At 49.9% G+C, this 24,589-nt stretch carries 27 protein-coding genes, 1 other RNA gene and 1 other annotated feature; of the genes, 13 read left to right on the plus strand and 15 right to left on the minus strand.

Features of this window, described 5'->3' with window-relative positions; translation table 11 throughout:
* Window positions 1–177: 177 nt before the first annotated feature.
* Window positions 178–540: a transfer-messenger RNA gene (ssrA, locus tag HEN21_RS16720) on the minus strand.
* A 215-nt stretch (window positions 541–755) separates the two neighbouring features.
* The gene (gene smpB, locus HEN21_RS16725; protein ID WP_000162574.1) at window positions 756–1,238 is read right to left on the minus strand and encodes an SsrA-binding protein SmpB; all 483 of its coding nucleotides are present in this window, start codon (window positions 1,236–1,238) and stop codon (window positions 756–758) included.
* A 170-nt stretch (window positions 1,239–1,408) separates the two neighbouring features.
* On the opposite strand from smpB, the gene ratA reads away from it, so the two are divergent.
* A complete protein-coding gene (ratA, locus tag HEN21_RS16730) occupies window positions 1,409–1,846 on the plus strand; it encodes a type II toxin-antitoxin system toxin RatA (RefSeq protein ID WP_024191158.1) in 438 nt (145 codons plus the stop codon).
* Window positions 1,836–2,126, plus strand: a complete 291-nt coding sequence (locus tag HEN21_RS16735) for an RnfH family protein (protein WP_001117835.1) — start codon at window positions 1,836–1,838, stop codon at window positions 2,124–2,126. The genes ratA and HEN21_RS16735 overlap by 11 nt, the downstream gene beginning before the upstream one ends.
* Before the next feature lie 57 nt (window positions 2,127–2,183).
* Here the strand turns inward: HEN21_RS16735 and bamE are convergent, their stop codons facing one another.
* From bamE to nadK, 3 genes are all read right to left on the minus strand, one after another.
* Entirely contained in the window at window positions 2,184–2,528 is a 345-nt protein-coding gene (bamE, locus tag HEN21_RS16740; protein WP_001203438.1) for an outer membrane protein assembly factor BamE, read from the minus strand.
* Window positions 2,529–2,676: 148 nt separating this feature from the next.
* A complete protein-coding gene (recN, locus tag HEN21_RS16745; protein WP_105285929.1) occupies window positions 2,677–4,338 on the minus strand; it encodes a DNA repair protein RecN in 1,662 nt (553 codons plus the stop codon).
* An 85-nt stretch (window positions 4,339–4,423) separates the two neighbouring features.
* Window positions 4,424–5,302 (minus strand): NAD(+) kinase, encoded by an 879-nt coding sequence (gene nadK, locus HEN21_RS16750; protein ID WP_001059169.1) that lies wholly within the window; start codon window positions 5,300–5,302, stop codon window positions 4,424–4,426.
* Between the two features lie 122 nt (window positions 5,303–5,424).
* Here nadK and grpE point away from each other — a divergent pair, with 122 nt between their 5' ends.
* Window positions 5,425–6,018 carry a nucleotide exchange factor GrpE gene (grpE, locus tag HEN21_RS16755; RefSeq protein ID WP_010351929.1) on the plus strand — a complete coding sequence of 198 codons (594 nt, stop codon included), beginning with the start codon at window positions 5,425–5,427 and terminating at the stop codon, window positions 6,016–6,018.
* A 54-nt stretch (window positions 6,019–6,072) separates the two neighbouring features.
* On the opposite strand, the gene HEN21_RS16760 is transcribed toward grpE, so the two are convergent.
* Together HEN21_RS16760 and HEN21_RS16765 are read right to left on the minus strand one after the other, a co-directional pair.
* Window positions 6,073–7,359, minus strand: a complete 1,287-nt coding sequence (locus tag HEN21_RS16760; protein WP_010723175.1) for an HlyC/CorC family transporter — start codon at window positions 7,357–7,359, stop codon at window positions 6,073–6,075.
* A 20-nt stretch (window positions 7,360–7,379) separates the two neighbouring features.
* Window positions 7,380–8,171, minus strand: coding sequence for a cytochrome C assembly family protein (locus HEN21_RS16765; RefSeq protein WP_001338897.1), 792 nt, complete (start codon window positions 8,169–8,171; stop codon window positions 7,380–7,382).
* A gap of 166 nt (window positions 8,172–8,337) precedes the next feature.
* On the opposite strand from HEN21_RS16765, the gene ffh reads away from it, so the two are divergent.
* The 5 genes from ffh (at window position 8,338) to rplS (ending at window position 11,838) form a co-directional block, all read left to right on the plus strand.
* Window positions 8,338–9,699, plus strand: a complete 1,362-nt coding sequence (ffh, locus tag HEN21_RS16770; protein ID WP_000460035.1) for a signal recognition particle protein — start codon at window positions 8,338–8,340, stop codon at window positions 9,697–9,699.
* Window positions 9,700–9,835: 136 nt separating this feature from the next.
* On the plus strand, window positions 9,836–10,084 hold the full coding sequence (rpsP, locus tag HEN21_RS16775) for a 30S ribosomal protein S16 (RefSeq protein ID WP_000256450.1): 249 nt from the start codon (window positions 9,836–9,838) through the stop codon (window positions 10,082–10,084).
* An 18-nt stretch (window positions 10,085–10,102) separates the two neighbouring features.
* Window positions 10,103–10,651 carry a ribosome maturation factor RimM gene (gene rimM / locus HEN21_RS16780; protein ID WP_000043335.1) on the plus strand — a complete coding sequence of 183 codons (549 nt, stop codon included), beginning with the start codon at window positions 10,103–10,105 and terminating at the stop codon, window positions 10,649–10,651.
* 30 nt (window positions 10,652–10,681) lie between these two features.
* The gene (trmD, locus tag HEN21_RS16785) at window positions 10,682–11,449 is read left to right on the plus strand and encodes a tRNA (guanosine(37)-N1)-methyltransferase TrmD (protein WP_000264785.1); all 768 of its coding nucleotides are present in this window, start codon (window positions 10,682–10,684) and stop codon (window positions 11,447–11,449) included.
* A 41-nt stretch (window positions 11,450–11,490) separates the two neighbouring features.
* Entirely contained in the window at window positions 11,491–11,838 is a 348-nt protein-coding gene (rplS, locus tag HEN21_RS16790) for a 50S ribosomal protein L19 (RefSeq protein WP_000065253.1), read from the plus strand.
* A gap of 76 nt (window positions 11,839–11,914) precedes the next feature.
* On the opposite strand, the gene HEN21_RS16795 is transcribed toward rplS, so the two are convergent.
* From HEN21_RS16795 to HEN21_RS16810, 4 genes are all read right to left on the minus strand, one after another.
* A complete protein-coding gene (locus HEN21_RS16795) occupies window positions 11,915–12,397 on the minus strand; it encodes an OmpA family protein (protein ID WP_000595359.1) in 483 nt (160 codons plus the stop codon).
* 15 nt (window positions 12,398–12,412) lie between these two features.
* Window positions 12,413–13,636: a diguanylate cyclase DgcN gene (dgcN, locus tag HEN21_RS16800; protein ID WP_000368160.1), complete on the minus strand. Its 1,224-nt coding sequence runs from the start codon at window positions 13,634–13,636 to the stop codon at window positions 12,413–12,415.
* Window positions 13,629–14,147 carry a YfiR family protein gene (locus HEN21_RS16805; RefSeq protein ID WP_176252390.1) on the minus strand — a complete coding sequence of 173 codons (519 nt, stop codon included), beginning with the start codon at window positions 14,145–14,147 and terminating at the stop codon, window positions 13,629–13,631. Before HEN21_RS16805 ends, dgcN begins: the two co-directional genes overlap by 8 nt.
* 151 nt (window positions 14,148–14,298) lie before the next feature.
* Window positions 14,299–14,664: a DUF2799 domain-containing protein gene (locus HEN21_RS16810; RefSeq protein ID WP_000976010.1), complete on the minus strand. Its 366-nt coding sequence runs from the start codon at window positions 14,662–14,664 to the stop codon at window positions 14,299–14,301.
* 208 nt (window positions 14,665–14,872) lie between these two features.
* Between HEN21_RS16810 and aroF the strand changes: the two genes are divergently transcribed.
* Together aroF and tyrA are read left to right on the plus strand one after the other, a co-directional pair.
* Window positions 14,873–15,943, plus strand: a complete 1,071-nt coding sequence (aroF, locus tag HEN21_RS16815) for a 3-deoxy-7-phosphoheptulonate synthase AroF (RefSeq protein WP_176252389.1) — start codon at window positions 14,873–14,875, stop codon at window positions 15,941–15,943.
* A 10-nt stretch (window positions 15,944–15,953) separates the two neighbouring features.
* On the plus strand, window positions 15,954–17,075 hold the full coding sequence (gene tyrA / locus HEN21_RS16820; protein WP_000225242.1) for a bifunctional chorismate mutase/prephenate dehydrogenase: 1,122 nt from the start codon (window positions 15,954–15,956) through the stop codon (window positions 17,073–17,075).
* A 40-nt stretch (window positions 17,076–17,115) separates the two neighbouring features.
* Here tyrA and pheA read toward each other — a convergent pair whose 3' ends face one another.
* The 4 genes from pheA to bamD form a co-directional block, all read right to left on the minus strand.
* Complete coding sequence (pheA, locus tag HEN21_RS16825; RefSeq protein WP_000200130.1) at window positions 17,116–18,276, minus strand: bifunctional chorismate mutase/prephenate dehydratase; 1,161 nt, start codon at window positions 18,274–18,276, stop codon at window positions 17,116–17,118.
* A 22-nt stretch (window positions 18,277–18,298) separates the two neighbouring features.
* Window positions 18,299–18,424 (minus strand) — a sequence feature (Phe leader region).
* Window positions 18,376–18,423, minus strand: coding sequence for a pheA operon leader peptide PheL (gene pheL, locus HEN21_RS16830; protein WP_001386991.1), 48 nt, complete (start codon window positions 18,421–18,423; stop codon window positions 18,376–18,378). It overlaps the preceding feature by 48 nt.
* Before the next feature lie 102 nt (window positions 18,425–18,526).
* On the minus strand, window positions 18,527–18,868 hold the full coding sequence (gene raiA, locus HEN21_RS16835; RefSeq protein ID WP_000178456.1) for a ribosome-associated translation inhibitor RaiA: 342 nt from the start codon (window positions 18,866–18,868) through the stop codon (window positions 18,527–18,529).
* A 270-nt stretch (window positions 18,869–19,138) separates the two neighbouring features.
* Window positions 19,139–19,876 carry an outer membrane protein assembly factor BamD gene (gene bamD / locus HEN21_RS16840; RefSeq protein ID WP_000197686.1) on the minus strand — a complete coding sequence of 246 codons (738 nt, stop codon included), beginning with the start codon at window positions 19,874–19,876 and terminating at the stop codon, window positions 19,139–19,141.
* Window positions 19,877–20,010: 134 nt separating this feature from the next.
* Between bamD and rluD the strand changes: the two genes are divergently transcribed.
* From rluD to clpB, 3 genes are all read left to right on the plus strand, one after another.
* Window positions 20,011–20,991 carry a 23S rRNA pseudouridine(1911/1915/1917) synthase RluD gene (rluD, locus tag HEN21_RS16845; protein ID WP_000079112.1) on the plus strand — a complete coding sequence of 327 codons (981 nt, stop codon included), beginning with the start codon at window positions 20,011–20,013 and terminating at the stop codon, window positions 20,989–20,991.
* Entirely contained in the window at window positions 20,988–21,719 is a 732-nt protein-coding gene (gene yfiH / locus HEN21_RS16850; protein ID WP_000040125.1) for a purine nucleoside phosphorylase YfiH, read from the plus strand. The genes rluD and yfiH overlap by 4 nt, the downstream gene beginning before the upstream one ends.
* A gap of 129 nt (window positions 21,720–21,848) precedes the next feature.
* Complete coding sequence (gene clpB, locus HEN21_RS16855; RefSeq protein WP_001235102.1) at window positions 21,849–24,422, plus strand: ATP-dependent chaperone ClpB; 2,574 nt, start codon at window positions 21,849–21,851, stop codon at window positions 24,420–24,422.
* Window positions 24,423–24,589: the final 167 nt, after the last annotated feature.

The following is a 24,589-nucleotide window of genomic DNA, read 5'->3' on the forward strand; positions in this document are numbered from 1 at the left end:
GTTCCTTCATGAATTGGTATACGCATTTAGGTATACATCTTACCGTATACCTAAACGTATACCAATAATCACTGGATTCAGCTGGATATCCTCGGACAACGGTAGACACAAAAAAGCCCACAGGGCTTGCGCCATGTGGGCTTTCAGGATTTCTCCGGACGTATCCGGAAGAGCAAGTGGTGGAGCTGGCGGGAGTTGAACCCGCGTCCGAAATTCCTACATCCTCGGCACTACATGCTTAGTCAGTCTTTACATTCGCTTGCCAGCTGCGGACGGACACGCCACTAACAAACTAGCCTGATTAAGTTTTAACGCTTCAACCCCAGGCAGGGCTTCCACGCGATCTCTTTTGGGTTTGACCTCTCTTGATCCCCGTCCTAAGAGCGGAGGCTAGGGAGAGAGGGCTCTAAGCAGGTTATTAAGCTGCTAAAGCGTAGTTTTCGTCGTTTGCGACTATTTTTTGCGGCTTTTTACGAGGCCAACCGCCCCTCGGCATGCACCTTGGGTTTCGCAAATCCCGTCGAATCCAGAATCAGCCCCAATGTGTAACAGCGAGTATACCAGATTTGTGAGCGTCATGACCAGCCCCAATGGCGTTATCGTTCAGGATTTAGCGCCCGCTTGGCATGATTTTTATTCGATTAAGCAAAGGGATGACGACATCTGTATCAAATATGATAGCCGATAAGATGTGCATTCGCGCCACCGGAGAGGGGAGGCGCGGTGAGGATCTGGTCAGAATATGTGATGCAGGTTTAACGGTGAGCGTTTTTCATTATACGCGCTTTATCAACCTGCCATTCACGTTCTTTGATGTCGGAACGTTTATCGTGCTGTTTCTTACCTTTCGCGACGCCGATTTTCACTTTGCACCAGGCATTTTTCCAGTACAGAGAGAGCGCCACTACGGTATAGCCTTCACGATTGACGCGACCATATAATGAGTCCAGTTCGCGCTGGTTGAGAAGTAACTTGCGGGTACGAGTAGGATCGCACACCACATGTGTGGAAGCCACTGCCATCGGCGTGATATTTGCGCCAAACAGGAACGCTTCACCGTCGCGCAGAAGGACATAGCTGTCACTAATATTGGCTTTTCCTGCGCGCAGGGATTTAACTTCCCAGCCTTGCAGGGCAAGTCCCGCTTCGAACTCTTCTTCAATAAAGTATTCGTGACGGGCGCGCTTGTTAAGCGCGATGGTCGCTGAACCAGGTTTATGTGCTTTTTTCTTCGTCATAAGCGTCGTGAATCATCGGTAATCTGAAATCGAAAATACCCCATATCAATCCTGCGGGGGACAAGGCTCTATCTTAGCATGAACACGATGTTACCCAGCGCCGGGATAGCGTTTTTTTTACAGCAGGATAAATGATATTATTTGTTGGATTTTTGTTGATGGAATTTGTTATGCCTCAAATTAGCCGGACCGCACTCGTTCCCTACAGCGCGGAGCAAATGTATCAGTTAGTGAATGACGTTCAGTCTTATCCTCAGTTTTTGCCAGGTTGTACTGGAAGTCGGATTCTGGAGTCCACTCCTGGACAGATGACCGCTGCGGTAGATGTCTCTAAGGCTGGGATCAGCAAAACGTTTACTACCCGCAATCAGTTGACCAGTAACCAAAGTATTCTGATGAATCTGGTTGATGGGCCGTTCAAGAAATTGATCGGCGGCTGGAAGTTTACACCGTTGAGTCCGGAAGCGTGCCGTATCGAGTTTCATCTCGACTTTGAGTTTACTAATAAGTTGATTGAACTCGCCTTCGGTCGCGTGTTTAAAGAGCTGGCGGCTAATATGGTGCAGGCTTTCACCGTGCGAGCAAAAGAGGTTTATAGTGCCAGGTAAAATTGCTGTAGAGGTAGCTTACGCGTTACCAGAGAAGCAGTATTTGCAGCGTGTAACATTGCAGGAGGGCGCGACGGTTGAAGAGGCAATTCGCGCAAGTGGTTTGCTGGAATTGCGTACAGATATCGATTTAACTAAAAATAAAGTCGGCATTTACAGTCGTCCGGCAAAACTGAGCGATATCGTGCGCGATGGCGATCGTGTAGAGATTTATCGACCTCTGATTGCCGATCCGAAAGAGCTTCGTAGACAGCGCGCAGAGAAATCGGCGAATAAATAGCAGGCAGAAAAAAGGTGCTCACTGAGCACCTTTTTTAATCGCTATAAACAGCAAGTTTTATTCGTTGCCACTCAGCGCAGGTTTGTTATCAATATTGGTCAACACACCGCTGCTGTTAAAGGTCAGCGTCAGAGTTTGCTGCGTTACACCTTCATGGCCTGGTTGCTGGCGGAAGACATAGAACCAGGTATTTGTACCAAATGGATCGGACATCAGCGGTGTACCCAATGCGTACGCAACTTGTTGTTGCGTCATGCCAACGCGTATTTTGGACACGTCGTTAGCAGTCAGATAGTTCCCCTGGTTGATGTCAGGACGGTAAACCACTCGCTCCAGAGTGGAACAGCCTGCGGTCAACATCAATAGTACTGCTGCGGCAGCAGTCAGCGTTTTACAGCGCATAATGATTTGATTCCTTTTCGGGCCCGAGCAGTACGTGGCTCATCTGTAATATGCCGATGATAATAGACCTTTCATCACTTTAAAACCTTTTGCTTTCCGGTCTTACGGCGTTTTGCTGTCTATTCTGACCGTGAAGCGGTAAAAAAGTTTACGCTGCCAGTAGTTCTTTCGCGTTTGCCAGCGTGTTGCGTGTGACTTCACTGCCGCCAAGCAGGCGTGCCAGCTCTTGTAACCGCGCCTTTTTATCCAGGGATTGCATATGCGTTTCGGTCATAGCACCATCGGTGTCTTTGCTGACAAAATAGTGTTGATGACCGCATCCTGCAACTTGTGGCAGGTGGGTAACACACATCACCTGGGTTGATTCACCAAGCTGACGTAGCAGTTTGCCGACAACTGCCGCTGTCGGACCGCTAATCCCCACATCCACTTCATCGAAAATAAGCGCCGGGGTTTCCATTTTACGCGCGGTGATGACCTGAATTGCCAGTGCGATACGGGACAATTCACCACCGGAGGCGACTTTGGCAATGGGCTGCATCGGCTGACCTGGGTTGGTGGTTACCCGAAACTCAATACGATCAGCACCGTCAGCGCCCAGGTGATGTTCGTCAAATTTAACATCAATCGTAAACTGTCCATGCGGCATGGACAGCGCCTGCATACTGTCGGTGATCAGGTGTGCCAGCTCAGTTGCATAGTGCTGGCGTTGCAGGTGTAATGCGCGCGCCGTTTCCAGTGCCTGCTGATGATGTTTCGTTACCGCCAACGCGAGCGTTTCTTGTGAGTCGGCCTGATCGTCAAGTTGCTGCTGTTCTTCCAGCAGTGACTGATAATATTGCGGCAATGCCTCCGGGCTGACGTGGTGTTTACGTGCCAGCGAAATCTGCTTTGAGATACGCTGTTCAAGTTCAAACAAGCGGTTAGGGTCGAGATCCAGACGATCGCAGTAGTGGCGTAATTCGTCACTGGCTTCGGCAATCTGGATAGTGGCCTCTTCCAGCATATCAAGTACGCTGGACAGTTTGCTGTCCATACCAATCAATTCGCTGACCAGTTGTTTAGCGGTGTAAAGCTGGCTTTGCAGGTTCGCATCTTCACCGTCAGCCATTAATGCCAATGCATTCTGGCTGGTCGTAAGCAATTGACCGCTGTTAGCCAGACGTTTGTACTCTTCGTCGATTTGTTCAAACTCGCCGGGCTGCGGATTAAATTCGTTCAGTTCTTTTAATTGGTATTGCAGTAGTTCAGCACGGGCGGCGCGTTCCTGACTTAGTTGTTGATGATGCGCGAGGTCACGGCAGCTTTGATGCCACAACTGATAACGCGCGGTCATTTCCTGGAGCAGAGACGTTTCATTGGCGTAGCCATCAAGCAGGAATTTCTGATGCTCGGGTTTGGTGAGTAACTGATGAGCGTGTTGACCATGGATCTGAATCAGCAATTGACCCAGTTCGCGTAGCTGAGACAGCGGAACAGCCGTACCGTTGATAAAACCACGGGAACGGCCATCGCTACTGATAACGCGACGAAGCAGGCATTCGTGGCCATCTTCCAGTTGGTTTTCTTCCAGCCAGCGCAGTGCTGCGGGCGTATCTTTCAGTGAAAAACGGGCGCACAGATCAGCGCGGGCAGCGCCGGTACGCACCATGTCGGCTTCAGCACGACCACCGAGACACAGGCCGAGAGCATCTATCGCAATAGATTTACCCGCGCCGGTCTCGCCGGTTATTACGGTCATGCCGCTGTGAAAATCAATCTCAAGCTCACGAACGATAGCAAAGTTGCTGATGGTCAGTTGTGCCAACATAGTTGTTTTCCTGTATGAAAAACTATTACTGTTATTGTGTACAGTATAAACTGGTTTTATATACAGTAAAGAGGCTGGCGTAAAATTAGAATAATTTTTTTGACCAGCCGAGCTTGGTACTTAATGTGTTGAAATAGCTGTAATCTTTCGGGTGAATCAGATTCAGATGGTAATCACAGCGCCGAATCAGGACATCTTCACCTTCCTGAATCGGCAGTGCTATTTGACTGTCGCAACTGATTTCCAGGTCGTTACGGCGATGCGAAAAACGCAGGCGGATCGTGCTGCTGCTGTTTATGACCAGTGGTCGCGCTGACAGCGTATGCGGGAACATGGGTACCAGGGTAATCGCATCCAGAGAGGGTGTCAGAATCGGGCCACCCGCCGACAGAGAATAGGCGGTGGAGCCTGTTGGCGTCGAAATAATTAGCCCATCAGATCGCTGAGAAAACGCAAAGATCTCGTCGATATACACTTCGAACTCTATCATATGCGCCACTTTGCCTGGATGAAGTACCACTTCATTTATCGCGGTGCTGATGCGCTTTTGGCAATCTTGCTGACAGACTTGCGCTTCCAGCAAAAAACGTTTCTCGCTGATGTAGTGACCTTCCAGCACATCGGCTAATTGTTGCTGGGCGTTATCGGGGTCAAGGTCAGTCAGGAAACCCAGGTTGCCACGGTTGATTCCAATAACTTTAATATCGTAACGGGCGAGCGTGCGCGCCGCGCCCAGCATATTACCGTCGCCACCAACGACTACCGCGAGATCAGCCAGTTGCCCAATCTCCGCGAGCGTGCCAGTTTTCACATTCTTCAGTTGTAGTTCGTGAGCGATTTGCTGCTCGACGATGACCTCGTAACCTTTTGTGCACAGCCAGCGGTAGAGCATTTCATGTGTTGTCAATGCAGTAGGGTGCCGTGGGTGTCCCACAATGCCAATACACTTGAAATGATTATTCATTTTTCCGAGGTCCTTGTTGCGAAGATTGATGACAATGTGAGTGCTTCCCTTGAAACCCTGAAACTGATCCCCATAATAAGCGAAGTTAGCGAGATGAATGCGAAAAAAACGCGGAGAAATTCATGAGTAGTAAAGAACAGAAAACGCCTGAGGGGCAAGCCCCGGAAGAAATTATCATGGATCAGCACGAAGAGATTGAGGCAGTTGAGCCAGACGCTTCTGCTGAGCAGGTGGATCCGCGCGATGAAAAAATTGCGAATCTCGAAGCTCAGTTGGCTGAGGCCCAGACCCGTGAACGTGATGGCATTTTGCGCGTAAAAGCGGAAATGGAAAACCTGCGTCGTCGTACTGAACTGGATATCGAAAAAGCGCATAAATTCGCGCTGGAAAAATTCATCAACGAATTGCTGCCGGTGATTGATAGTCTGGATCGCGCGCTGGAAGTGGCTGATAAAGCTAACCCGGATATGTCTGCGATGGTTGAAGGTATTGAGCTGACGCTGAAGTCGATGCTGGATGTAGTACGTAAGTTTGGCGTTGATGTGATTGCCGAAACGAATGTACCGCTGGATCCGAACGTGCATCAGGCTATCGCAATGGTGGAATCTGACGACGTTGCGCCGGGTAACGTACTGGGCATTATGCAGAAAGGTTATACGCTGAACGGTCGTACGATTCGCGCGGCGATGGTTACTGTAGCGAAAGCAAAAGCTTAATTACTGTTTTCGTAATAAATTACGGCCCGGCATGTGAATGCTGGGCCGTTTTCGTTACTCCGCCACACTCTCGCGCAGCGGTTTCACAGGAAAAACTTTTACCTGCTTAATCATATTGTCCTGTACGTCGAGAATATCGATATCGTACTCGCCAATACGCACGCGAGTGCCTGCGACAGGAATCTCTTCCAGTGCCTCAAGAATGACGCCATTAACCGTGCGAGCATCATCTTCTGGCAGATGCCAGTTAAAGGCTTTGTTGATTTCTCGCACGTTGGCTGTGCCATCAATAATCACCGAACCGTCGTTTTGCGGCGTCACTTCTTCAGCAAGCGTTGGCGACATCGACGTGGTGAAATCACCGACAATCTCTTCCAGAATATCTTCAACCGTCACCAGTCCCTGAATATCGCCGTATTCGTTGACGACCAGGCCGACTTTCTTTTTATTGCGTTGAAATTTAACTAATTGCGTACTGAGCGGCGTGCCTTCCGGCACAAAATAGATTTCGTCCGCAGCGCGTAGCATGGTTTCTTTGGTGAACTCTTTTTTCTCCGACATGAGCCGCCAGGCTTCACGCACACGCAACATGCTGATGGCGTCGTCCAGCGAGTCGCGGTACAGCACTATGCGCCCGTGAGGAGAGTGGGAGAGCTGGCGGAGAATCGATTTCCAGTCATCGTTGATATCGATGCCGATAATTTCACTGCGCGGCACCATGATGTCATCGACGGTCATTTTTTCCAGATCGAGCACCGACAGCAGCATATCCTGATTGCGACGGGAAATTTGTGAGCGCGATTCGTGCACGATAGTGCGCAACTCTTCTTTGCTCAAAGAGCCGCTAACCACGATATCGGTTTTGATACCCATCATGCGCATCAGCATACGGGTGATAGCATTCAGCAACCAGACCAGCGGCATCATCAAAATTTGCAGCGGAGCCAGCAGAAAACTACTCGGATAAGCGACTTTTTCCGGGTACAGCGCGGCAATGGTTTTCGGCAATACCTCAGCAAAAACCAGTACGACAAAAGTCAGCACACCAGTCGCAATTGCCACGCCCGCATCGCCGTACAAACGCATCCCAACAATAGTGCCGAGCGCGGAGGCAAGAATATTGACCAGGTTATTGCCGATTAACACCAGGCTTATCAGGCGGTCTGGCTTACGCAGCAATTTTTCGACGCGTTTGGCCGAGCGATTACCCTGTTTCGCCATATGTCGCAGACGATAGCGGTTGAGGGTCATCATTCCGGTTTCGGACCCGGAAAAATAGGCTGAAATGACCACCATGATGATCAGAATAATGATCAACGTAGTAGTAGAAATGTGTTCCAGGGGAAACTCCTTTTCTGGGTTTAGCTGATTAACTGCTGGACAATTCGGCTGCCGAAGTAGGCCAGTGTCAGAATTACCGCGCCCGCAACGTTAAACCAGACGACGCGGCGTCCACGCCATCCTTCATGGTAATGTCCCCACAGCAGCACAATATAGACAAACCACGCCACGATAGAGAGCACAGCCTTGTCGATATTTTCCATGCTAAATAGGTTGTGCATATAGAACAGGCCAGTGCAAAGCGTGAGCGTTAGCAGCACCACGCCAATCTGCGTGATGTGGAACATTTTACGCTCGATACTCATCAATGGCGGCATTTCCTGGTTAAATGCCAGCTTCTTGTTCTTCAGTTGGTAATCAATCCACGCCAGTTGCAGCGCGTACAGGGCGGCGATAATTAGCGTGGCATAGGAAAAGAGCGATAAGCCAATGTGCACCAGCATCCCAGGCGTTGCTTCCAGATGGGTGATGTATTCATTGGGCATGAAGGTCGCCAGCGCCAGGTTGATAAGCGCAAAGGCATAGACAATGGGTAGCAGCAACCAGCCACGATTGCGAGAAGCCACAATGGTCATTACCGTACAGATCATCAAACTGACCAATGAACCAACGTTCAGCAGGCTGAGGTTTTGTCCGCTATCACCGTCGGGCAGGATGCGGGCTTCCAGAGCGATTGCGTGGCAGACCAGCGCAATGACCGCAGAAATAATAGCCATGCGCCGCCAGCCGCCGTTTTTTTGCAGCAGACCGGGAACAATCAGCGCGAGACTGACGGAGTAGGCGACGAGCGCGAGCAGAGCAAAAACGGGCATAGTGATGTCGACAGTTTGAGCAATGAGAAAGAAAAGCAGTATAGCGTCAGGTGAACGCTGCTCCAACCGTTGCATAACAACAAAGACGCCTTCATGTTATACTGCGGCAAAATACAGATGATGTGTCGCGATTGCGGCCAACCGTTTCCACCCCAGGCGAGAGACAATGTTTGATAATTTAACCGATCGTTTGTCGCGCACGCTGCGCAATATCAGTGGCCGTGGACGCCTTACTGAAGACAACGTTAAAGATACGCTGCGCGAAGTGCGCATGGCGCTGCTGGAGGCGGACGTCGCTCTGCCGGTAGTGCGTGAGTTTATCAATCGCGTAAAAGAGAAAGCGGTTGGTCATGAAGTTAATAAAAGCCTGACGCCGGGGCAGGAGTTCGTCAAAATCGTCCGTAACGAGTTGGTTGCGGCGATGGGCGAAGAGAACCAGACCCTGAACCTGGCTGCGCAACCGCCTGCGGTGGTGCTGATGGCGGGCCTGCAAGGAGCCGGTAAAACAACCAGCGTAGGTAAACTCGGTAAGTTCCTGCGCGAGAAGCACAAGAAGAAAGTGCTGGTGGTTTCTGCCGACGTTTATCGCCCGGCGGCAATCAAACAGCTTGAGACGCTGGCTGAACAGGTAGGCGTCGATTTCTTCCCTTCAGATGTTGGTCAGAAGCCGGTTGATATCGTTAACGCGGCGCTGAAAGAAGCTAAGCTGAAATTCTACGACGTGCTGCTGGTGGATACCGCCGGTCGTCTGCACGTTGACGAAGCGATGATGGACGAGATCAAACAAGTCCACGCGTCGATTAATCCGGTTGAAACCCTGTTTGTGGTTGATGCCATGACCGGTCAGGATGCCGCCAATACGGCGAAAGCATTCAATGAAGCGTTACCGCTTACCGGCGTAGTGTTGACCAAAGTGGACGGCGATGCGCGTGGCGGTGCGGCGCTTTCTATTCGCCATATTACCGGCAAGCCTATCAAGTTCCTCGGTGTTGGCGAGAAAACAGAGGCGCTGGAGCCGTTCCACCCGGACCGTATCGCTTCCCGTATTCTCGGCATGGGCGATGTTCTGTCGTTGATCGAAGATATCGAAAGTAAAGTTGACCGCGCGCAGGCAGAGAAGTTAGCCAGCAAGCTGAAAAAAGGCGACGGCTTCGATCTTAACGATTTCCTTGAGCAGCTGCGCCAGATGAAAAATATGGGCGGCATGGCCAGCCTGATGGGCAAACTGCCGGGTATGGGGCAGATCCCGGATAACGTGAAATCGCAAATGGACGATAAAGTGCTGGTGCGTATGGAAGCCATCATCAACTCGATGACGATGAAAGAGCGCGCTAAGCCAGAAATCATCAAAGGTTCGCGTAAGCGTCGTATCGCTGCCGGTTGCGGTATGCAGGTGCAGGACGTTAACCGTCTTCTGAAGCAGTTCGACGACATGCAGCGCATGATGAAGAAAATGAAGAAGGGCGGAATGGCGAAGATGATGAGAAGCATGAAAGGGATGATGCCGCCGGGATTTCCTGGTCGCTAAATGACCTTATGCGACAGAGTTATTAACTGCTGATTGCATTTTCTCCAGAAATCAGTAAAATTTTCGGGCTTTTAATATGACACCGGACTCCGTTCCTCGATGGGGTCCGGTTGTTTTATTCACACAAGAGGATGTTATGGTAACTATTCGTTTAGCACGTCACGGCGCTAAAAAGCGTCCGTTCTACCAGGTTGTTGTCGCTGACAGCCGTAATGCACGCAACGGTCGCTTCATCGAGCGCGTTGGTTTCTTCAACCCAATCGCTAGCGAAAAAGAAGAAGGCACTCGCCTGGATCTGGATCGCATCGCTCACTGGGTTGGCCAGGGCGCAACTATTTCTGATCGCGTTGCTGCGCTGATCAAAGAAGTAAACAAAGCAGCTTAATCTGTCACGGTGGTCATGATGAGCAAACAACTCACCGCGCAAGCACCTGTTGATCCCATCGTTTTGGGAAAAATGGGTTCGTCTTACGGTATTCGTGGGTGGCTCAGAGTGTTTTCTTCCACCGAAGACGCCGAAAGCATTTTTGACTATCAGCCCTGGTTTATCCAGAAAGCGGGTCAGTGGCAGCAAGTCCAGCTGGAAAGCTGGAAGCACCACAATCAGGACATGATCATCAAGCTGAAAGGTGTTGACGATCGTGATGCGGCGAACCTGCTGACGAATTGTGAAATTGTCGTGGATTCATCGCAGCTGCCCCAGCTTGAAGAGGGTGACTACTACTGGAAAGACCTGATGGGCTGCCAGGTAGTGACCACTGAAGGCTACGATCTCGGTAAAGTCGTCGACATGATGGAAACCGGATCTAATGACGTTCTCGTCATTAAGGCAAACCTGAAAGATGCGTTTGGCATCAAGGAACGTCTCGTACCGTTCCTCGATGGGCAGGTTATCAAGAAAGTCGATCTCACTACTCGTTCAATCGAAGTAGATTGGGATCCTGGTTTTTAAACCACCGGATAAACGGTAAAAGACGGCGCTATGTGGATTGGCATAATTAGCCTGTTTCCTGAAATGTTCCGCGCAATTACCGATTACGGGGTAACTGGCCGGGCAGTGAAAAATGGCCTGCTGAGCATCCAGAGCTGGAGTCCACGTGACTTCACGCATGACCGGCACCGTACCGTGGACGATCGTCCTTACGGCGGCGGACCGGGGATGTTAATGATGGTGCAACCTTTACGGGACGCCATTCATGCAGCAAAAAGCGCGGCGGGTGAAGGCGCTAAGGTGATCTATCTGTCACCGCAGGGGCGCAAGCTTGATCAAGCGGGCGTCAGCGAACTGGCAACGAATCAAAAATTGATTCTGGTGTGCGGTCGCTACGAAGGTATAGATGAGCGCGTGATCCAAACCGAAATTGACGAAGAATGGTCAATCGGCGATTACGTTCTCAGCGGTGGTGAGTTACCAGCAATGACGCTGATTGACTCCGTTTCCCGGTTTATTCCGGGCGTACTGGGTCACGAAGCATCAGCAACGGAAGATTCCTTTGCTGAAGGATTGCTGGATTGCCCGCACTATACGCGGCCTGAGGTGTTAGAAGGGATGGAAGTTCCGTCAGTGTTACTGTCGGGCAACCATGCCGAGATACGTCGCTGGCGTTTGAAACAGTCGCTGGGTCGTACCTGGCTTAGAAGACCTGAACTTCTGGAAAACCTGGCTCTGACTGAAGAGCAAGCAAGGTTGCTGGCGGAGTTCAAAACGGAACACGCACAACAGCAACATAAACATGATGGGATGGCGTAAGCCCCCGAAATATCAGTTTACCCAGGATAAGAGATTAAATTATGAGCAACATTATTAAGCAACTTGAACAAGAGCAGATGAAGCAGGACGTACCTTCCTTCCGTCCGGGTGATACCGTGGAAGTGAAAGTATGGGTTGTTGAAGGTTCCAAAAAACGTCTGCAGGCATTCGAGGGCGTGGTTATCGCTATTCGTAACCGCGGTCTGCACTCTGCATTCACTGTTCGTAAAATTTCCAACGGCGAAGGCGTTGAGCGTGTCTTCCAGACTCACTCTCCGGTAGTTGACAGCATTTCTGTCAAACGTCGTGGTGCTGTTCGTAAAGCTAAACTGTACTACCTGCGTGAGCGTACTGGTAAGGCTGCTCGTATCAAAGAGCGCCTCAACTAAGATTTCGCTTAAGCGACATCCTGTTAAGAAGGGCTGGCCAATTGGCTGGCCCTTTTTTTATCTACTGAAATTGTATTTAAGGCGCACTAATCACCACCGCAACGCGGCGGTTTTCAGCCCGGCCCTGTGCTGTCTTGTTGCTGGCTATAGGATATTTTTTCCCTAAACCTTGAGTGGTGAGATTGCTACGCGGAATTTGCCCGCCCTCAGCCCAGGCATCGGCGACGACATTCGCTCGCTTCAGTGATAAGGCTTCGTTGTAGCTATCTTCACCATAGTTATCGGTGTGACCATCCATACGGGCGTGTGTTAGCCCGGTAGAGGTCAGTTTTGCCGCCATGGTCTGGATTTGTTGCTGACTTTCCGGAAGCAGTTTGTAGTCATTTTTAGCAAACAAAATAGTGTCGGATAAGCCAAGCGACCAGTCACCTGCAGATTCAGTAAAACCATAAGACTGCATAGCAGCGACTTGCTCTGGGGTGAATTTGCCTTGTGGAGTCTGGCAACCAGCCAGTATCAGAGTGGAGAAAACCAGAGGTGCTACCAGTTGCTTTATCATGTAGATATTTCCTTGTTATTTCACCAGCTTTTCGGCGCGCTGATGTTTGGCTTGATACATATTACGATCGGCAAGCTCTTGTAATTTTTCCGCAGAAGCGTGTTCGCGAGTCAGAGCGTATCCAATACTTAAGGTCATACTGGTCTGGTGACCGTTATGGAGATCGAATGGGCGATGAAAGGTTTGTGTGAGAGCTGTACAGATACGCTGTACTTCATATTCTGACTGTACGCCATACAGAATCATGGCGAACTCATCGCCTCCTATACGGTACGCTTGATGCCGTTTCCCGCTAAATTCCATTAACCGTGTTGCTATCTCGATCAAGACCTGATCGCCCGTCGCGTGACCCCATGTGTCATTGATATATTTAAAATTATCGCCATCAAGAAAAAGTAAGGCTGAGGTTTCCCGAACGGCAGAATCACTCATTAACGTATTGATGCAGTTGCGGAATGCTGCGCGGTTAGCCAGGCCGGTTAACGGATCATGCAGGGCTGTACGTAAGAGTTGCGCATTTTTTGCCTGTAAACGAAGCTGCCACTCTTCCATTTCATCCAGCAGACTATTGAAGTCGAGGGCAAAGCGGTGAAATTCTGCGATACGCTCTTCCGAAACTCGTCGGGAAAAATTGCGGTTAGATCGCACATCATGAACTACATCAGTAATGTTTTTTAGCGCCTCCACCAGTCCGTTATGCAAATGGCGGGTGAGGGTGATTGCAATGCCTGATGCCAGCAGAATACAACCGGTAAGCACAGCAAGTGAAAACCAGATGAAATGGCTGATTGAACTGTCGCGAGCGGTTAACTGGACTTCGCCGATGATTTTTCCATTGTGGCGAATGGGCTGAATTACCGGTGCGGGAAAGAGCCAGTGGCTAATGAAATTACTGAATCTATCTCCCGGTTCTCTGGCTGTGTAGTGCCAAGATGCAATGATATTTTGCTGATTATCACGTACTTCAGCGGTTGAAAATTGACCTTGCTGCCCCAGCGCGGCCAGGGTTTCTGTCGCTGCCGAACCATCGGCAAAAACGACCGCTGCTTCCAGACTATAAGTCATGGTTGCTGCGGTGAGCGCCAGATTTTTTTGCGTATATTGTTTCAGTGTCAGTACCGACGTCACGGAAAGCAGCAGCCAGATCAGCGTCATGGTGATAAAGATGCTGGTCATGCTGATGTTGCGTAATGCTCTTTTAAACGTTGGTCGCTTATTAAGAGAATTATCGTTATCCATCTTTTTTCTTCCGAGCGAGCATTAAGACATCCGGGTTGACCTTTACACCACTACGCGATAAGGCATCCAGGTTTACGGCAAATCTGACATCATTATTGTTGATGAGCAGACAAAAGGCGCTGCCAATAATGCACTCTGCATTTTGTTCGGCAATTAATAATAACGCCTTAGACGGATATTGTTTGATTAATTCCATCTGGAATGTCGGTGATTCGTTGCCAAAATAAAAACCATTGCAGTCTGAAATGAGTGCTTCTTGTTTGCTGTGAATGATGACGGGCAGATAAGGTAAAGAAGTCGCGCCATTATCTTGCAGGGCGGTACTAAAACGTGAAGATGAAAAAATACATAGCTTTGGCGGGCCAGATAACGCCGGCCAGCGAGTGTAGCTGACAATACCGGAAACCATCAGGCGCACATTTTTCGCAGCGTCAGTGGTTTCCTGAGCAAGTAATGGTGCGCTCGGCAGGAGGGAAATTAGCAGTAAAAACAGCCGGTGAGAAAAACGCATTCAGGGATCCTCACCACCGTCGCTCGAAATGCATCGATAATTTTTTCAGAATACTCATTAAAATATCATTCTTTTATGCGGGCGTCATCACAATGAGAATTAAAGTTTGAGTGAGTTAAATCTTATGATTAATTTGTTGATGACGCTCCAGTTAATTTAATCGCATCGTGCTGGCATTTTCCTCTGCCCCTTTTTGCCATGCTTCATGTAGTTGGTTGGCATTTTCAACATTGTTGCAGCTGGCAGGGAAACTTTTACCGGAAAGCCCTCTGGCATAAGTAAAATCGATTTGGCAGGTTTTCTTTTGTCCTTCGGCATATCCTTTAAGGTATACCCTCCGATCAGCCTGTGAATCGCTAAATGTATCGCCATCTTTTATGGCAATACCAGATATTGCATCTTCCATACCAACATCATACCAGTCGGTGCTGGTTAAGTTTGGCGCGTGAGTATAAGGATCAATCTGGCACCCACAAACCACTAAAGCCAACAAGGAACCGATAAATTTTTTCATCATTTTCTCTCCTTTTTCAAAGCATAGCGGATTGTTTTTAATGAGGGTGTAAATTTATTTATACGAATTTTGAGGCTTTCAGCTTATTAAAATTGCATATGTAAAGTAATATTTACGAAATATGGATTGAAATCTTTACTTGTTGTGTTATCGTTACGTCATCCTCGCTGAGGATTGACTATCGCAAACGAGCATAAACAGGATCGCCATCATGAAAAAAGACGCGCTGAATAACGTACACATTACCGACGAACAGGTTCTGATGACCCCGGAACAGTTGAAGGCAGCTTTTCCATTAAGCCAGCATCAAGAAGCCCAGATTGCTGATTCGCGTAAAACTATTTCAGATATTATCGCCGGGCGCGATCCTCGTCTGTTGGTAGTTTGTGGACCTTGCTCTATTCATGATCCTGAAACCGCTCTGGAATATGCTCGTCGATTTAAAGCTCTTGCCGCAGAGGTCAGCGATAGCCTCTATCTGGTGATGCGTGTCTATTTTGAAAAACCCCGTACTACCGTCGGCTGGAAAGGGTTAATTAACGATCCTCATATGGATGGCTCTTTTGACGTAGAAGCCGGCCTGCAAATCGCGCGTAAATTGCTGCTTGAACTGGTGAGCATGGGGCTGCCGCTGGCGACAGAAGCGTTAGATCCAAATAGCCCGCAATACCTGGGCGATCTGTTTAGCTGGTCGGCAATTGGTGCTCGTACCACGGAATCGCAAACGCACCGTGAAATGGCATCCGGGCTGTCTATGCCGGTTGGTTTTAAAAATGGCACCGACGGCAGTCTGGCAACGGCAATTAACGCCATGCGCGCTGCCGCTCAGCCACACCGTTTTGTTGGTATTAACCAGGCAGGGCAGGTTGCGTTGCTACAAACTCAGGGGAATCCGGACGGACATGTGATCCTGCGTGGCGGTAAAGCGCCGAACTACAGCCCTGCAGATGTCGCGCAATGTGAAAAAGAGATGGAACAGGCGGGACTGCGTCCGTCTCTGATGGTAGATTGCAGTCACGGTAATTCCAATAAAGATTATCGCCGTCAGCCTGCGGTGGCAGAGTCCGTGGTTGCCCAGATTAAAGATGGCAATCGTTCAATTATTGGTCTGATGATCGAAAGTAACATCCACGAGGGCAATCAGTCTTCCGAGCAACCGCGCAGCGAAATGAAATACGGTGTATCCGTAACCGATGCCTGCATTAGCTGGGAAATGACCGATGCCTTGCTGCGTGAGATTCATCAGGATCTGAACGGGCAGCTGACGGCACGCGTGGCTTAAGAGGTTTATTATGGTTGCTGAGTTGACCGCGTTACGCGATCAAATTGATGAAGTCGATAAAGAGCTGCTGAATTTATTAGCGAAGCGTCTGGAACTGGTTGCTGAAGTGGGCGAGGTGAAAAGTCGCTTTGGACTGCCTATTTATGTTCCGGAGCGCGAGGCATCGATGCTGGCCTCGCGGCGCGCTGAGGCGGAAGCCCTCGGCGTGCCGCCGGATCTGATTGAAGATATCCTGCGTCGGGTTATGCGTGAATCCTACTCCAGTGAGAACGACAAAGGGTTTAAAACGCTTTGTCCTACGTTGCGTCCGGTGGTTATCGTCGGCGGTGGCGGTCAGATGGGGCGCTTGTTCGAGAAGATGCTGACCCTCTCGGGTTATCAGGTGCGGATTCTGGAGCAACATGACTGGGAACGAGCGGCTGATATTGTTGCCGATGCCGGAATGGTGATTGTCAGTGTGCCTATTCATGTGACCGAACAGGTCATCGCCAAATTACCACGTTTACCGCAAGACTGTATTCTGGTCGATCTGGCATCGGTGAAAAATGGACCGTTACAGGCCATGCTGGCGGCGCATGATGGCCCGGTGCTGGGGCTTCACCCGATGTTCGGCCCGGACAGCGGCAGTCTGGCGAAGCAGGTGGTGGTCTGGTGCGATGGACGCCAGCCGGAAGCATATCAATGGTTCCTGGAGCAAATTCAGGTCTGGGGTGCGAGGCTGCATCGGATTAGCGCCGTCGAACACGATCAGAATATGGCGTTTATTCAGGCACTGCGCCACTTTGCCACTTTTGCTTATGGCCTGCACCTGGCAGAAGAAAATGTTCAGCTTGAGCAACTTCTGGCGCTCTCTTCGCCCATTTACCGCCTTGAGCTGGCGATGGTCGGGCGACTGTTTGCTCAGGATCCGCAACTATATGCTGATATTATTATGTCGTCGGAACGTAATCTGGCGTTGATCAAGCGTTACTATAAGCGTTTTGGCGAGGCAATTGAGCTGCTGGAGAAAGGGGACAAGCAGGCGTTTATCGACAGTTTCCGCAAGGTGGAAAACTGGTTTGGCGATTATGCGCAACGTTTTCAGAGTGAAAGCCGCGTGTTATTGCGTCAGGCGAACGACAGTCGCCAGTAGTCATCTTGTGCCGGGGGAGACATCACCCGGCACGATTTCATCACGCCGGATCAACAGGCACTACGTTCTCACTTGGGTAACAGCCCAATACCTTCATCGAACGGGTGATTTCACCTAATTCTTTCAATGCTTTTTGCATTTCCGCTGATTCAAGATTGGCCTGAATATCCAGATAAAACATCTCTTCCCACGGATTACCGTGAATCGGGCGTGATTCCAGACGGGTCATAATCAGATTATGGTTGCGCAGTACCAGCAATGCTTCAACCAGTGCACCAGCTTGTTGTCCGGTCGCTATTAACAGCGTGGTTTTTGCCGGAACCTGGTCAGACACATTAATGGCTTTACGTGCCAGCACCACAAATCGGGTGAAGTTTTGCCGCTGGTTTGCCTCAATACGCTCCAGTACCTGTAAACCGTACAAGGTGCCGCCGGCCTCGCTCCCCAGTGCAGCAATATGCGGTGATTTTGCCTGTGCAACCTTTTCCATCGCCGCAGATGTACTTTCGGTATATTCAATTTTCCAGTGCGGGTAACGATTAAGGAATTTACTACATTGCTGGAACGGCTGTGGATGGCTGTAGACTGTAGTGATGGTTGATAAATCTGTAGTACCAGAAACCAGCAGGCAGTGGTCGATGGTCAGCGTCATCTCGCCGACAATCGATAAGCTGGTATGTTGCAGTAGATCGTAAACGTCGTTTATGGCACCTGAGCTGGTATTTTCAATAGGTACAACGGCATAGTCGGCCTGACCCGTTTCCACCTGATTAAAAATATCGGCAAATTTTGCGCAACCGCTTTCAATAAATTGTTCGAAATGGCGGGCGGCGTACTGACGTGCGGCAAGGTGTGAATAGGAACCTTTAGGGCCGAGAAAAGCAATACGAGCTGAATGTGGATTAATTTTATTGAGATGCTGCTGGAGCAGTGCCTGCTGAGTTAATACGGAATCTTCAATGATGAGCTGGAACAGGCGAGTAATGTAATGGGCGTCCAGATGGTGCGCTTTACCGAGCGTAATTAATCTTTCCAGTAAATCGCGTTCACGATCAATATCACGTACCGGGCGATGCGAGAGCAGTTTGGCTTTTCCCACCTCGACGGCCAGTTCGCGCCGCTCTGCCAGTAACGCCAGTAATTTTTCATCCAGCGCGCTGATTTTCTCGCGCAGCGCCAGTAATGGGTTTTCCGATGTCATAGTGTTGCCTTTTTTGTTATCAATAAAAAAGGCCCCCCGGTTTGGGAGGCCTTATTGTTCGTCTTCGCATTCTGTTTCACACGACGAAACGCCTCCCATTCAGGGGAAGGTAAAAAAGAATGCGAAGAAGAACGGCGTGTGTTTCATGTTTGTTTCCTTAAGCGACTTCAGTACAGTACCTGTACTGTTTTCACGCTGTCAACAAAAAACGCGCCCGAAGGCGCGTTGGCGATACACTCAATATAAAGGACTACTCTTCTTCAACTTCTTCGACGAAGTTGGCGTCTTTCACCGATGTTGCGGCACGACGTGCTTCGCCTTTGTGCTGCAGTTTATTGAGCTGCCGTTCCAGCTTGTTGATCAATTCGTTAATTGCGGTGTACATATCTTCATGTTTACCACTGGCAACCAGAACGCCGTTAGGTGTATTGATTGTGGCGTCAGCAACGAACCCTTGTGGCTCTTTGGACAGAATGATATGTGGATTAATCAGATGTGTTTGCCATTTTTCCAGTTTGGCGAGACGGTCTGCGACATGTTGGCGGATGGCCGGAGTAATTTCCATTTGTTTGCTGGTAATGTTCATTGTCATAAATTTTACCTCTTGTCTTCCCGTCTTGGTGAATTCAGCATACCGTTCCTGATGTCAAAATATGTGATGGAAATCTCATAATTTTGTCACTTTTTGTCAACGAAGCTTTTTTGTGAGAAATCGCAGGAAGAGGTGTTTTTTTACTTGAGGAATGTCTCAAACCGAGCCATATTTGATGAGATCGGTCGCGACTAAATAGCTTCAGTCACGGTTGTTATAGAATAAAAAAACGGCAGCTTAAGGGCTGCCGTTTTGCGTCTCAGAATTCTGTTATGTATTGCTGCTATTTGCGGCGATGATTTTTGCTACTTTTTCAGCTTGTGCATTCATCTGCATCTGACGGTATGCATTTTCCATCAGCGGCAGCGCATCACGCGTAGCCTGGGTATCCGGGTAGTCGCGCAACATGCCTTCTACGCGGTTAACGACGGCAACCCATGCGCCACGTTCTGTATAGTACTCGGCAACGGAGTATTCATATTTCGCCAAGCGATCTTTCAGGAATACCAGACGTTTGGTGGCATCGGTGGTGTACTGACTGTTCGGATAGCCGCGCACCAGTTTGGAAAAGTCACTAAACGCAGCTCGTGCATGTTGAGGATCGCGATCGCTACGGTCAACGCCAAAGAACCCTTGCAGCGCACTGTCATCCAGCGCCATATTGGTCAGGCCACGCATGTACATGACATAATCGATATTCGGATGAGTCGGGTTGAGGCGAATAAAACGATCGATAGCAGCCTGTGCTAGCGGTAGATCGGCGTTTTTATAGTAGGCGTAGATGAGATCCAACTGCACCTGCTGCGAATACGGACCAAACGGATAGCGATTATCTAACGCTTCCAGTTGCGTTATTGCCTGTCTCCAGTTACCGTCCTGCAGCTTTTGTTGTGCAGTCGCGTAAATTTCATTTGGCGGATTATCAGGTACTTCTTCCTTTGACCCCGAGCAACCCGCCAAAAACAGGCTTAGTGTGGCGGCTGCCACCAGATATTTCATGCGCGTCATGACGTTTTGACTTTCCTCAAAATGTAATACGGGAGATTCTCTGTTCCTGCTCCCGGTTAAGACCAGCTACAATAGCACACTATATTAAACGGCAAAGCCGTAAAACCCCAACGATAAACGAAGAAGCAGTATATATGGCACAACGAGTACAGCTCACTGCAACGGTGTCCGAAAACCAACTCGGACAACGCTTAGATCAGGCTTTGGCCGAAATGTTCCCGGATTATTCACGTTCGCGGATAAAAGAATGGATCCTCGACCAGCGCGTGCTGGTTAACGGCAAAGTTTGTGATAAGCCGAAAGAAAAAGTATTGGGTGGCGAGCAGGTTGCCATCAACGCTGAGATTGAAGAAGAAGCACGTTTTGAACCGCAGGATATCCCGCTGGATATCGTCTATGAAGACGAAGACATCATCGTCATTAATAAACCACGCGACCTGGTAGTACATCCTGGTGCGGGTAACCCGGATGGCACGGTATTGAATGCGTTGCTTCATTACTATCCGCCCATTGCTGATGTTCCGCGTGCGGGCATTGTTCATCGTCTGGATAAAGACACCACTGGCCTGATGGTTGTGGCAAAAACCGTTCCGGCTCAGACGCGTTTAGTCGAATCTTTGCAACGGCGTGAAATTACTCGTGAGTACGAAGCGGTGGCAATTGGTCATATGACCGCTGGCGGTACGGTGGATGAGCCAATCAGTCGCCACCCAACCAAACGTACTCACATGGCGGTACATCCGATGGGCAAACCGGCGGTCACTCACTATCGCATCATGGAACACTTCCGTGTGCACACGCGTCTGCGGTTGCGTCTGGAAACTGGACGTACGCACCAGATCCGCGTGCATATGGCGCATATCACCCATCCGCTGGTGGGCGATCCGGTTTATGGTGGTCGTCCGCGTCCGCCAAAAGGGGCTTCGGAAGCATTTATCTCCACGCTGCGTAAGTTTGACCGCCAGGCGCTTCATGCAACCATGCTGCGTCTTTATCACCCAATCTCCGGCATCGAAATGGAATGGCATGCGCCTATTCCACAAGATATGGTGGAGCTGATTGAGGTGATGCGCGCCGATTTCGAAGAGCATAAGGATGAAGTTGACTGGTTATGAGTAAGCTGATTGTCCCGCAGTGGCCGCTGCCAAAAGGTGTTGCGGCTTGTAGCTCTACCCGTATCGGCGGCGTGAGCTTGCCGCCTTACGACTCGCTCAACCTCGGCGCCCATTGTGGCGATAACCCGGATCACGTTGAGGAGAATCGCAAGCGGCTTTTTGCTGCGGGCAATTTGCCTTCAAAACCGGTTTGGCTTGAGCAGGTGCACGGTAAAGATGTGCTTAAGCTTACTGGCGAACCTTATGCTTCAAAACGAGCGGATGCCTCTTATAGCAACACGCCCGGCACAATTTGCGCAGTGATGACTGCCGACTGCCTGCCCGTGCTGTTTTGTAATCGTGCGGGAACGGAAGTGGCTGCAGCCCATGCTGGTTGGCGTGGGCTGTGCGCTGGGGTGCTGGAAGAGACGGTTTCCTGTTTTGCTGATAATCCAGAAAATATTCTCGCCTGGTTAGGGCCAGCAATCGGTCCACGCGCGTTTGAAGTGGGGGCGGAAGTTCGCGAGGCATTTATGGCAGTAGACGCCAAAGCGAGTGCAGCTTTTATTCAGCATGGTGATAAGTATCTGGCGGATATTTATCAGCTTGCCCGCCAGCGTCTGGCGAGCGTTGGTGTTGAGCAAATTTTCGGCGGCGACCGCTGTACATATACAGAAAATGAGACTTTCTTCTCTTATCGTCGCGACAAGACCACGGGTCGTATGGCAAGTTTCATTTGGCTGATATAACCTAAAGAATCAAGACGATCCGGTACGCGTGATTTTCTTTTCACATTAATCTGGTCAATAACCTTGAATAATTGAGGGATGACCTCATTTAATCTCCAGTAGCAACTTTGATCCGTTATGGGAGGAGTTATGCGTCTGGATCGTCTTACTAATAAATTCCAGCTTGCTCTTGCCGATGCCCAATCACTTGCACTCGGGCACGACAACCAATTCATCGAACCACTTCATTTAATGAGCGCCCTGCTGAATCAGGAAGGGGGTTCGGTTAGCCCTTTATTAACATCCGCTGGCATTAATGCTGGCCAGTTGCGCACAGATATCAATCAGGCATTAAATCGTTTACCGCAGGTTGAAGGTACGGGTGGCGATGTCCAGCCTTCACAGGATCTGGTGCGCGTTCTTAATCTTTGCGACAAGCTGGCGCAAAAACGTGGTGATAATTTTATTTCGTCAGAACTGTTCGTTCTGGCGGCACTTGAGTCTCGCGGCACGCTGGCCGACATCCTGAAAGCAGCAGGGGCGACCACCGCCAACATTACTCAAGCGATTGAACAAATGCGTGGAGGTGAAAGCGTGAACGATCAAGGAGCCGAAGACCAACGTCAGGCTTTGAAAAAATACACCATCGACCTTACCGAACGTGCCGAACAGGGCAAACTCGATCCGGTGATTGGTCGTGATGAAGAAATTCGCCGTACCATTCAGGTACTGCAACGTCGTACTAAAAATAACCCGGTGCTGATTGGTGAACCTGGCGTTGGTAAGACTGCCATCGTTGAAGGTCTGGCGCAGCGTATTATCAATGGCGAAGTGCCGGAAGGGCTGAAAGGCCGCCGCGTACTGGCACTGGATATGGGTGCGCTGGTGGCCGGGGCAAAATATCGCGGTGAGTTTGAAGAACGTTTAAAAGGCGTACTGAACGATCTCGCTAAACAGGAAGGCAACGTCATCCTGTTTATCGACGAATTACATACTATGGTCGGCGCGGGTAAAGCCGATGGCGCAATGGACGCCGGGAACATGCTGAAACCGGCGTTGGCTCGTGGTGAACTGCACTGCGTGGGTGCCACGACGCTGGACGAATATCGCCAGTACATCGAAAAAGATGCTGCGCTGGAACGTCGTTTCCAGAAAGTGTTTGTTGCCGAACCTTCTGTTGAAGATACCATTGCGATTCTGCGTGGCCTGAAAGAACGTTACGAGCTGCACCACCATGTGCAAATTACTGACCCGGCAATTGTTGCAGCGGCGACGTTGTCTCATCGCTACATTGCTGACCGTCAGTTGCCGGATAAAGCCATCGACCTGATCGATGAAGCAGCATCCAGCATTCGTATGCAGATTGACTCAAAACCAGAAGAACTCGACCGACTCGATCGTCGTATTATTCAGCTCAAACTGGAACAACAGGCGTTAATGAAAGAGTCTGATGAAGCTAGTAAAAAACGCCTGGATATGCTCAACGAAGAACTGAGCGACAAAGAACGTCAGTACTCCGAGTTAGAAGAAGAGTGGAAAGCAGAGAAAGCATCGCTCTCTGGTACGCAGACTATTAAAGCGGAACTGGAGCAGGCGAAAATCGCCATTGAACAGGCTCGCCGTGTGGGTGACCTGGCTCGGATGTCTGAACTGCAATACGGCAAAATCCCGGAACTGGAAAAGCAACTGGAAGCCGCAACGCAGCTCGAAGGCAAAACTATGCGTCTGTTGCGTAATAAAGTGACCGATGCCGAAATTGCTGAAGTGCTGGCGCGTTGGACGGGGATTCCGGTTTCTCGCATGATGGAAAGTGAGCGCGAAAAACTGCTACGTATGGAGCAAGAACTGCACCATCGCGTTATTGGTCAGAATGAAGCGGTTGATGCGGTATCTAACGCGATTCGTCGTAGTCGTGCGGGGCTTGCCGATCCAAATCGCCCGATTGGTTCATTCCTGTTCCTCGGCCCAACTGGTGTGGGTAAAACTGAACTTTGTAAGGCGCTGGCGAACTTTATGTTCGATAGCGACGAGGCGATGGTTCGTATCGATATGTCCGAGTTTATGGAGAAACATTCGGTGTCTCGTCTGGTTGGTGCGCCTCCGGGATATGTCGGTTATGAAGAAGGTGGCTACCTGACCGAAGCGGTGCGTCGTCGTCCGTATTCCGTCATCCTGCTGGATGAAGTGGAAAAAGCGCATCCGGATGTCTTCAACATTCTGTTGCAGGTACTGGATGATGGGCGTCTGACTGACGGGCAGGGAAGAACGGTCGACTTCCGCAATACGGTGGTCATTATGACCTCTAACCTCGGTTCCGATCTGATTCAGGAACGCTTTGGTGAACTGGATTATGCACACATGAAAGAGCTGGTGCTCGGTGTGGTAAGCCATAACTTCCGTCCGGAGTTTATTAACCGTATCGATGAAGTGGTGGTCTTCCATCCGCTGGGTGAACAGCACATTGCGTCGATTGCGCAGATTCAGTTGAAACGTCTGTACAAACGTCTGGAAGAACGTGGTTATGAAATCCACATTTCTGACGAGGCGCTGAAACTGCTGAGCGAGAACGGTTACGATCCGGTCTATGGTGCACGTCCTCTGAAACGTGCTATCCAGCAGCAAATCGAAAACCCGCTGGCACAGCAAATACTGTCTGGTGAATTGGTTCCGGGTAAAGTGATCCGCCTGGAAGTTAATGAAGACCGGATTGTCGCCGTCCAGTAATGATAAAACGAGCTCTTCGGGGCTCGTTTTTGTCTATAAGTTAGACGGAAAAGACTATATTTAAGATGTTTTGCCTGAAAAATGAGCGAACGATAAAGTTTTTATATTTTTCGCTTGTCAGGCCGGAATAACTCCCTATAATGCGCCACCACTGACACGGAACAACG

Source organism: Escherichia sp. 93.1518 (genome assembly GCF_013368915.2).
In the GTDB taxonomy this organism is placed as follows: Bacteria; Pseudomonadota; Gammaproteobacteria; order Enterobacterales; family Enterobacteriaceae; genus Escherichia; species Escherichia ruysiae.

Excerpts from the sequence above, each read along its gene's own strand:
- smpB (WP_000162574.1), bottom strand. The coding sequence starts at position 1,238 with ATGACGAAGAAAAAAGCACATAAACCTGGTTCAGCGACCATCGCGCTT.
- ratA (WP_024191158.1), top strand. The coding sequence starts at position 1,409 with ATGCCTCAAATTAGCCGGACCGCACTCGTTCCCTACAGCGCGGAGCAA.
- bamE (WP_001203438.1), bottom strand. The coding sequence starts at position 2,528 with ATGCGCTGTAAAACGCTGACTGCTGCCGCAGCAGTACTATTGATGTTG.
- recN (WP_105285929.1), bottom strand. The coding sequence starts at position 4,338 with ATGTTGGCACAACTGACCATCAGCAACTTTGCTATCGTTCGTGAGCTT.
- nadK (WP_001059169.1), bottom strand. The coding sequence starts at position 5,302 with ATGAATAATCATTTCAAGTGTATTGGCATTGTGGGACACCCACGGCAC.
- grpE (WP_010351929.1), top strand. The coding sequence starts at position 5,425 with ATGAGTAGTAAAGAACAGAAAACGCCTGAGGGGCAAGCCCCGGAAGAA.
- HEN21_RS16765 (WP_001338897.1), bottom strand. The coding sequence starts at position 8,171 with ATGCCCGTTTTTGCTCTGCTCGCGCTCGTCGCCTACTCCGTCAGTCTC.
- ffh (WP_000460035.1), top strand. The coding sequence starts at position 8,338 with ATGTTTGATAATTTAACCGATCGTTTGTCGCGCACGCTGCGCAATATC.
- rpsP (WP_000256450.1), top strand. The coding sequence starts at position 9,836 with ATGGTAACTATTCGTTTAGCACGTCACGGCGCTAAAAAGCGTCCGTTC.
- rimM (WP_000043335.1), top strand. The coding sequence starts at position 10,103 with ATGAGCAAACAACTCACCGCGCAAGCACCTGTTGATCCCATCGTTTTG.
- trmD (WP_000264785.1), top strand. The coding sequence starts at position 10,682 with ATGTGGATTGGCATAATTAGCCTGTTTCCTGAAATGTTCCGCGCAATT.
- rplS (WP_000065253.1), top strand. The coding sequence starts at position 11,491 with ATGAGCAACATTATTAAGCAACTTGAACAAGAGCAGATGAAGCAGGAC.
- HEN21_RS16795 (WP_000595359.1), bottom strand. The coding sequence starts at position 12,397 with ATGATAAAGCAACTGGTAGCACCTCTGGTTTTCTCCACTCTGATACTG.
- dgcN (WP_000368160.1), bottom strand. The coding sequence starts at position 13,636 with ATGGATAACGATAATTCTCTTAATAAGCGACCAACGTTTAAAAGAGCA.
- HEN21_RS16805 (WP_176252390.1), bottom strand. The coding sequence starts at position 14,147 with ATGCGTTTTTCTCACCGGCTGTTTTTACTGCTAATTTCCCTCCTGCCG.
- HEN21_RS16810 (WP_000976010.1), bottom strand. The coding sequence starts at position 14,664 with ATGATGAAAAAATTTATCGGTTCCTTGTTGGCTTTAGTGGTTTGTGGG.
- aroF (WP_176252389.1), top strand. The coding sequence starts at position 14,873 with ATGAAAAAAGACGCGCTGAATAACGTACACATTACCGACGAACAGGTT.
- tyrA (WP_000225242.1), top strand. The coding sequence starts at position 15,954 with ATGGTTGCTGAGTTGACCGCGTTACGCGATCAAATTGATGAAGTCGAT.
- pheA (WP_000200130.1), bottom strand. The coding sequence starts at position 18,276 with ATGACATCGGAAAACCCATTACTGGCGCTGCGCGAGAAAATCAGCGCG.
- raiA (WP_000178456.1), bottom strand. The coding sequence starts at position 18,868 with ATGACAATGAACATTACCAGCAAACAAATGGAAATTACTCCGGCCATC.
- bamD (WP_000197686.1), bottom strand. The coding sequence starts at position 19,876 with ATGACGCGCATGAAATATCTGGTGGCAGCCGCCACACTAAGCCTGTTT.
- rluD (WP_000079112.1), top strand. The coding sequence starts at position 20,011 with ATGGCACAACGAGTACAGCTCACTGCAACGGTGTCCGAAAACCAACTC.
- yfiH (WP_000040125.1), top strand. The coding sequence starts at position 20,988 with ATGAGTAAGCTGATTGTCCCGCAGTGGCCGCTGCCAAAAGGTGTTGCG.
- clpB (WP_001235102.1), top strand. The coding sequence starts at position 21,849 with ATGCGTCTGGATCGTCTTACTAATAAATTCCAGCTTGCTCTTGCCGAT.